Origin of the sequence: Umezawaea sp. NPDC059074 (genome assembly GCF_042738955.1) — a bacterium.
GTDB lineage: Bacteria > Actinomycetota > Actinomycetes > Mycobacteriales > Pseudonocardiaceae > Umezawaea.
This window is the reverse complement of the sequence record NZ_JBHYHC010000013.1, coordinates 106,719-114,330: the sequence shown is the minus strand read 5'-3', so window position 1 is coordinate 114,330 and position 7,612 is coordinate 106,719. Positions and strand designations below refer to the sequence as shown.

Here is a 7,612-nt window from a genome sequence, read left to right as displayed (position 1 = left end):
TCTGGCGTGGGCTGGTCCTTTTGTTTATACGACCCTGGCCCTTGTGGGCCCCCCCGGGCGGCGCCCGGCCGCCCCGCCCCCCCCACGGGGCGCCCGGGAAGGGGTCGTCACCGACCCGCGGGGGCGCGGAGCGGTTCGAGCGTGTTGCGGTCGGGGTTGACCAGGTAGACGCGGGCGGCGGAGATGTCGAAGTACATGCCCACGAGGTTGAGCGCGCCCGCGCTCATGGCCTCGCGGACGGCCGGGTAGGTGAGGAGGTTGTCGAGCTGCTGGGCGACGTTCGTGACGCTGAGGCGTTCGACCACCGGCAGCTCGTCCGCGCCGTGCGGCTCGTGGAAGCGGATGAGGCTGGGGTCGGCGTGGCGCAACCAGGAGCGCAGGGCGCTGCCGGGGCGGGTGGTGCCGTCGACCAGCGCGCCCATCGCGCCGCAGTGCGAGTGGCCGCAGACGGCGATCGTGGAGACGCCGAGGACGCCCACCGCGTACTCGATCGCCGCGCCCACGGAGTCGTCCGTGCCGCTGACCGGCACGAGGTTGCCGATGTTGCGGAGGCAGAACAGGTCGCCAGGCCCGCTGCTGGTGATCAGGTTCGGGACCACGCGGGAGTCCGCGCAGGTGATGAACAGCTGTTGCGGGCGTTGACCGCGCGCGGCCAGCTCGGCCAGGAAGGGGCGGACGAGCGGGGCGGAGTTGCGCTCGAACTCGTGCATGCCGAGGGTCATCGGGTCCGCGTCGCCGCGCTGCTTCGGGAGGACCACGTCGGCGGCGTCGCTCGGGCGGGTGCGCTGCCAGTGCGACCAGGGCGCGAACCAGCGGGGCAGTGGGGCCGGAGGCGTCTTGCGCAGACCGGGTTTGCCGCCGATGGCCTTGCGGAACCAGGTGTCGTGCACCTCGTCGACGTCGACCTGGCCGCCGAGCCGCTGGTAGCCGCCGCGCCAGTCGTCGATCGCCTCGAACGCGGCGTGGTCCAGGAAGTCGATGTGCAGCTCCAGCACGACCCGCTTGCCGAGCGGGATGCGGCGCAGCTCGCGCACGAGCCTGCCCACGCCGAGGAACACCAGCGAGCCGCGGATCGACACGCGCCAGCCGTCCGACTCCTCGTCCACGCGGACACTGCTGTGGGTCAGGCGGTACAGCGCCCGCAGGACGGCGATGGCCATGCCGATCAGCACGCCCTCGACCAGGCCGAACGCGAGCACGCCGAGGACGGTGCCGACGTACGGGGCGATCTCGCCGTGCTGGGCCAGCTTCCGGACGCGGTCGCGGTTCACCAGCCGGAGCCCGACGACGAGCAGCACGCCCGCCAGCGCGGCGAGCGGGATCAGCTCCAGCAGGCCGCCGAGCGCGACCACGAACAGGATGATCCAGCAGCCGTGGAGCACGGTCGAGGCCCGCGTGCGAGCGCCCGCGGCGACGTTGGCCGAGCCGCGGATGATGCCGCCGCTGACGGCGAACCCGCCCAGCGCGCCGGAGACGACGTTCGCGGCGCCCTGCGCCACCAACTCGCGGTCCAGGTTGGCGCGGGGGCCGTCGTGCAGCTTGTCCACGGCCACCGCGGACAGCAGCGACTCCATGCTGGCCACCAGCGCGACGGACACCACGGCCAGCGCCACGGCCCCGACACTGCCCTCGGGGATGCGGGGGAGCACGACGTCGGTCAGCGGCTCGTCCGGCAGGTCCACTGTGGACACGTGCAGCCGCAGCGCGATCGAGGCCAGGGTCGCGGCGAGCACGGCGGCCAGCGGGGCGGGCACGAGCGCCGAACGCGGGATCCTGGGCCACATCACCATGACCGCGATGGCGATCGCGCCGACGACGACCGACCCGAAGTGCGAGCCGCGGAGCTCGGCGGGGAGCTCGGAGAGGTTGGCCACCGTGGTGGCGTGGGCGTGACCGCCCAGGACGATCACGAGCTGGCCCAAGGCGATGCTGATGCCGATGCCCGCCAGCATGCCGTGCACCACGGCGGGCGAGAGCGACAACGCCAGCCGCGCCACCTTCGTCACGCCCAGGACGATCTGCACGAGACCCGCGGCGAGCGTGATGGCGGCCGTCGCGGCCCACCCGTACTTGGCGATCAGCCCGGCCGTGACGACGACGAGCCCGGTCGCGGCACCGCTGACCTGCAACGGCGTGCCGCCGAACAGCCCGGCGACGATCCCGCCGACCGCGCCCGCGATCAGCCCGGACACCAGCGGCGCGCCGGTCGCCGCGGCCACGCCGAGCGACAGCGGGACGGCCAGCAGGACCAGCACGAACGAGGCGGGGAGGTCGAACCGCAACGACGCGGGGAACGGAGGTCCCGCCGTGGTGTGCTCGCCTGCGTGGGACTTGTTGGAACGGGGGCGGTTCATGAGGTCCTCTCGAGATGATCAGCCGTGCGGCCATCGCCCGCGCCCGTGACGCGGGGAAGGAGTGGGGACCGCGCGTTACCGCGGTGCTAAGGGAACGTCGCGTGCCGAGGGCAGCAGAAGGCGCTGCCGGAGGGCGACGAGTGCGAACTCGGCCTCGGCGCGGTGGTAGGGGGACGCCACAAGGCACCTCCGTGTCGGCACCGTGGACGTGTCGGCACAACCCGCGTCGGGACTTCCCGACCGAGACCCGCTCGCGGATCGACGATCGAGAGGTCGCGTCCTGTCCATGATGGACGATGAAGTGGTGCGGATGACACCTGTTTCAGCCGGACGTGTCGATCATCGGCAACAGGTGACGCCAGGTAGCAAAGGACCGTGACGAAACCGACCCCGGTCGGGGGGTTCGAGGTCGGTTCCGCCACGGTCGGTTCCGGACGACGCTTGGTGGGGATGAAGGGGAAGAGCCGCGTCGTCCGGGGACTGGGGAGAACAGCCCGTTCACACCACGAGCACGAGGCCTGCACCTCGGTGGGGCGATGAACGGCCCGTTCGATCGAATCGACGGCTAGCTGTGGCGCGGGCTTTGCGGGGCCTCGCTGCCGGTGCCGGCGATTCGGGGCTGCTGATTCAGGTTTGTGGTGAGGCTGGGCTGCGGGTGCGGCTGGACTGTGGGCCGCGGGTGTGAGGTCGATGGCTTGGTGAGGGTGGACGGTCTGTTCGGTCGGGTCGGGGGCTGGTTGTGGGGCGGGTCTTGCGGGGGCTTCGGTGCCGGTGCTGGTGGTTCGGGGCTGTTGATTCAGGTTTTGTGAGGCTGGCTGCGGTGGTGCGGGTGCGGCTGGGCTGTGGGCCGCGGATGAACGGTCCGTTCATGCCGTGGGTGTGAGGTCGATGGCTTGGTGGGTGTGGACGGTCCGTTTGGTCGGGTCGGGGGCTGGTTGTGGGGCGCGTCTTGCGGGGGCTTCAGTGCCGGTGCTGGCGATCCGGGGCTGCTGATTCAGGTTTGTGGTGAGGCTGCGCTGAGGGTGTACGGCCCGTTCATGCCATGGGTGTGTGGCCTACGGCTTGCTGGGGGATGGACGGTCCGTTTGGTCGGGTCGGGGGTTGGCTGTGGCGTGGGCCTTGCGGGGGTTTCGCTGCGGTGGTGCGGGTGTACGGCCCGTTCAGGCGATGAGCGTGTGGCCTATGGCTCGGTGGGGGCTGGACGGTCCGTTCGAAGCGGGGTGCTGGGCTTGTGGGGCTTGCGGTGGTGCCGGTGGGGCTGGACTGAGGGCTGCGGGTGAACAGTCCGTCCATGCCATGGGTGTGAGGTCGATGGCTTGGTGGGGGATGGGCGGTCCGTTCGGTCGGGTCGGGGGCGGGTGTGGCCTGGCCTGGCCTTGTGAGGCTGGCTGTGGTGTCGGTGCGGGTGGATCGGGGCCTGCCGATTCCGCTTTGGCGGGGTAGGCCGGGTCTGCGCTGATGTAGGGGTGCGGCGGGGATGTGGGTGGGGCGGCAATGCGGGTGAGGCTGGTCTGCGGGGTGGCGGTGTGGGTGGAGTCGGGTGGCGGGGACTTGTGGATTAGCTGGTGAACGGTCCGGTCATGCCCTGTGTGTGGCTGGGGATGAAGGGGGTGCTCGGTGGTGGTGGGGGCTGGCCGTGTGTGGGCTGGTGCGGTGTAGGTAGTGGCTGGGATTCGGGGGCTTGCGGTTTGCGGGTGAACGGTTCGGTTATGCCTGGTGTGGGGCTGGGGATGAACGGTCCGTTCGGTGACTTCGAGAGCGGCTGAGGTACGGGGCCTGCTGTGGAGCGGCCGGCGCGAGGCGCGGTGGTGCCGAGTGCGGGGTGCTGCGGCCGGGTCTGTGAGTGGTGGGCTGGTTGTGGGTGGGCGGTCCGTTCAGCCTGTAGTGCGGTGAGCGCGGCTTGCTGAGGGGGAGCGGTGCTCGGGTTCGCGCTGGTGTGGCGATGTGCGGTGGAGAGGCCCAACTCGGGGCGTGGTCCTGCGGGGTGACTGCTGTGGTGCGGGGGCGCTTCGCCTCATGGGTGAGGAGGCCGCGTCTCGCCTAGGGGCGTTCGCCGGGCGTGGAGGCCGGGTGTGGTGTGTGCCGGAAATGGGCGCGGCGGAAAATGTCGTACCCCGGTCGTACTGTGTGCGTCGGGGGGCCTTGATTTTCGGGGGACTCCTGGTTTGGGCTGGTCAGGGACCTAGCCCACGCGGCGCAGGTGTCTGTGGGAGCCGCCGCCCGAGGACTGTTCGCCTGCCACCGTCAGGCACAGCTGGGCGCTGAGGTAGGCGCGGCACGGGGCCGGTAGGCGGCGGCTCCACCAGCGGGTTCGGCAGGTGGGGCAGCGGCCGTGTTCGTCCGGCTGGTGTTCGTCGAGCAGTGCCTTGATGGCTGCGACGATGCGGGGGAGTTCCGCTCGCGCCAGTTCGGCTACGGTCTGGTCGTCGCCGATCGCGGCTAACCTGGCGACGGTGGCCAGGTGCTCGTGCAACGACTTGTCGAGTTGGCTGAAGACGGTGACTGGCATGTCAGCGCTCCCCAGCCGATCCAGCCGATCGTGCCGGGGGTGTTCTCCAGGCGACGGCCCGCCGTCGTCCCGTGGCGCTGGTCATGCTGCGGCCCTCCGGTTCCTCGGTGCGACCGAACGGTCGCGAAACGTGCTCGTGCAGCCTGCGACCGTTCACCCGCGAACTGCAAGTTGCAGTACACGAATGGATGACGTCCCTTTGCTTGGGTGTCGTCTGGTCACAGACTGTGCATGACCCAGGAGGTGCTGGAGATGGCACGGGGCAGCAGCCCGACGTTGCGCAAGCGCAGGCTCGTGAACGAGCTGCGCAGGCTGCGCGAAGTGGCGGGGCTGACCATCGAGGAGGTCGGCGAACGCCTGGAGTGCTCGGCGTCGAAGATCAGCCGGATCGAGACCGGGCGGGTCGGGGTGACGCCGCGCGACGTGCGGGACATGCTCGACGCGTACGGCGCCGACGACCTGCTGCTCGACGAGCTGGTGCAGCTCGCGCGGGAAGCGCGGCGGAAGGGCTGGTGGGACGAGTACGGCGACATCGCGCCCGGCCGCTACATCGGGTTCGAGGCGGACGCGGAGTCCGTGCGCACCTACCAGGGGCTGATGATCCCCGGCCTGCTCCAGTGCGAGGAGTACACGCGGGCGCTGATCCGCGAGGTCCTGCCCAGCGCGTCACCCGGTGAGGTGGAACGCCGGGTGAAGCTGCGCAACGCCCGCCAGGCCCTGCTGCGCGAGGAGGACCCCCTCCGCCTGCACGTGGTCATCGACGAGGCCGCGCTCCGCCGTCTCGTCGGCGGTCCCTCGGTGCTGCGGGCCCAGCTCCGGCGACTCCTCGAAGTCAGCGCCCTGCCCAACGTCACCCTCCAGGTGGTCCCGTTCGCCTCCGGCGGTCACGCGGCGATGGACGGCCCGTTCGTGATCCTGAGCTTTCCCGAGCGGCTGGACCCCGACGTGGTATACATCGAAAGCACTAGAAGCGGCGTCTATTTGGAGCAACCCTCGGATGTCGAGTGGTACTCCGAGATATTCGAGCGGCTCTCGTCTTCCGCGCTTGACCCGGCGGAGTCGGCGGGCCTCCTCGACACTATGGCGCAGGCACTTTCCTCAGAACTGGAGTGAGTTCGCAGTGGAGACAACAACCGATTTCTCGAGAGCGGTGTGGCGCAAGAGCAGCCGGTCGTCCGCCGGTGGGCCGGATTGCGTGGAGATCGCCCTCGTGCCCGCGGCAGCAGGAATTCGTGACTCGAAGAACCCCTCCGGCCCTGTCCTGGGCTTCGACGCCGACGCGTGGGGCCGCTTCCTCGGCACCACCAAGCACGGCGGATTCGACCTGATCTAGGTCCTCCAGGGGAACGCCCGTTCGGGGTTTCCCTCATTCTTTCCTCAGGGTCTTCTACGACCTCGGTCTGGTTCGTGGTCAGACCAGGGAACCACGCGGTGTAGCCCGCGGTCCGATGTTCGCGACACCCCTTTCCGGTGAACTGTGTCCATTCACCGGAAAGGGGTTCACGTCGTGTCGTCACGCGTTCCCGTTTCCCTCGCGCTCGGGTTGTGCTGCCTCGTGGCCGGACTCGTCCCGGCTTTGCGCGAGGCGACCCGCTACCGCGGTTCCGACCTGCTCGACGGCCACTGGTGGCGTCTCCCCGCGAGCCTGTTCGGCTCCTACCACCTGGCGCACGTCCTGTGGACGCTCCTGCTCGTGGCGCTCGTCGTCGTCACCCTGGAACGGCTCGCCGGATCCGCCGCCACGGCGCTCGTCCTCGTCCTCGGGCACCTCGTCCCGACCTTGGTCGCCTTCGGTTTGGCGAACCTGTTCGCGCTGCACTCCGTGCTGCACCGGCTCGACTACGGCGCTTCGGCCGCGCTCGCGTGCGCCACCGCCGCTCTGGCGCTCCTGCGCCGGTCACGAGTGATCGGGGCGCTCCTGCTCGCGGTGCTCGTGGCCGACCTCTTCTACAGCGACTGGCTCACGGCCGCCGAGCACTGGGCCGCGGTCCTGCTCGGGCTGGGGCTGGCCGCGCTCACCTCCGGGGGACTCCATGGGATTCGTGACCGACGCGCTGGCCGGACTGGCCGGCTTGCCGCAACCCGCCGTGGTGGCGGTGACCGGGGCGATGACCCTGGCCGAGTGCACGCTGGGGGTGGGGTTCCTGGCGCCGGGCGAGGCGTCGTTGCTGATCGCGTCGACGACCGTGACGACCGTGCCCCGGTTCCTGGTCATGTGGCTGGTGGTGTCGGTGTGCGCGGTGGCGGGCGACAGCGTCGGGTACCTGATCGGCCGCCGCTACGGCGAGCGGCTGCGTGACTCGCGGATCGTCCGCAAGCTCGGGCAGCGGCACTGGGACAGGGCGGGCGACCTGCTGCGCCGACGGGGTGGGCTCGCGGTGTTCACCGCCCGCTTCCTGCCCGTCGTGCGGACGCTGGTCCCCGCGTCGGCCGGGGCCTCGAACCTGCCCTACCGGCGGTTCCTGCCCGCGTCGATCGCCGGCGCGGTCTGCTGGGCGGCGCTGCACATCGGCATCGGCTCGGCCGCGGGGGCGTCGGCGAAGTACGTCGAGTCGGTGCTCGGGGGCGTGAGCTGGGTCCTGTTCGGCGCGGTGGCCGTGGCGGGAGTCGTCTACGCGCTGCGCCGCCGCACGAAGGAGCGGGAACTCGAGGAAGTGTCCTGAAAAGGGCGAAGAGGGCCACCCCCTACCGGGTGGCCCTCTTCTTCTGATGGGGACGTGGGTCGGCCGGCGTTCCGCCGCCGCGGGCT

Annotated in this window: 6 protein-coding genes; 3 read left to right on the top strand and 3 right to left on the bottom strand. The window is 70.7% G+C overall.

Annotation, left to right across the window (positions count from 1 at the left end; translation table 11 throughout):
* Positions 1–107: 107 nt before the first annotated feature.
* Both ACFWW9_RS09555 and ACFWW9_RS09550 read right to left on the bottom strand, forming a co-directional pair.
* Complete coding sequence (locus ACFWW9_RS09555; RefSeq protein WP_390373857.1) at positions 108–2,354, bottom strand: SulP family inorganic anion transporter; 2,247 nt, start codon at positions 2,352–2,354, stop codon at positions 108–110.
* A gap of 2,182 nt (positions 2,355–4,536) precedes the next feature.
* Entirely contained in the window at positions 4,537–4,863 is a 327-nt protein-coding gene (locus ACFWW9_RS09550) for a hypothetical protein (RefSeq protein ID WP_390373854.1), read from the bottom strand.
* A gap of 231 nt (positions 4,864–5,094) precedes the next feature.
* On the opposite strand from ACFWW9_RS09550, the gene ACFWW9_RS09545 reads away from it, so the two are divergent.
* Together ACFWW9_RS09545 and ACFWW9_RS09540 are read left to right on the top strand one after the other, a co-directional pair.
* Complete coding sequence (locus tag ACFWW9_RS09545) at positions 5,095–5,976, top strand: helix-turn-helix domain-containing protein (protein ID WP_390373852.1); 882 nt, start codon at positions 5,095–5,097, stop codon at positions 5,974–5,976.
* The gene (locus ACFWW9_RS09540) at positions 5,861–6,196 is read left to right on the top strand and encodes a DUF397 domain-containing protein (RefSeq protein ID WP_390373850.1); all 336 of its coding nucleotides are present in this window, start codon (positions 5,861–5,863) and stop codon (positions 6,194–6,196) included. The genes ACFWW9_RS09545 and ACFWW9_RS09540 overlap by 116 nt, the downstream gene beginning before the upstream one ends.
* 180 nt (positions 6,197–6,376) lie before the next feature.
* Here the strand turns inward: ACFWW9_RS09540 and ACFWW9_RS09535 are convergent, their stop codons facing one another.
* A complete protein-coding gene (locus tag ACFWW9_RS09535; protein ID WP_390373847.1) occupies positions 6,377–6,682 on the bottom strand; it encodes a hypothetical protein in 306 nt (101 codons plus the stop codon).
* A 214-nt stretch (positions 6,683–6,896) separates the two neighbouring features.
* Between ACFWW9_RS09535 and ACFWW9_RS09530 the strand changes: the two genes are divergently transcribed.
* Positions 6,897–7,526: a DedA family protein gene (locus ACFWW9_RS09530; RefSeq protein ID WP_390373845.1), complete on the top strand. Its 630-nt coding sequence runs from the start codon at positions 6,897–6,899 to the stop codon at positions 7,524–7,526.
* The last annotated feature ends 86 nt before the right edge of the window (positions 7,527–7,612 follow it).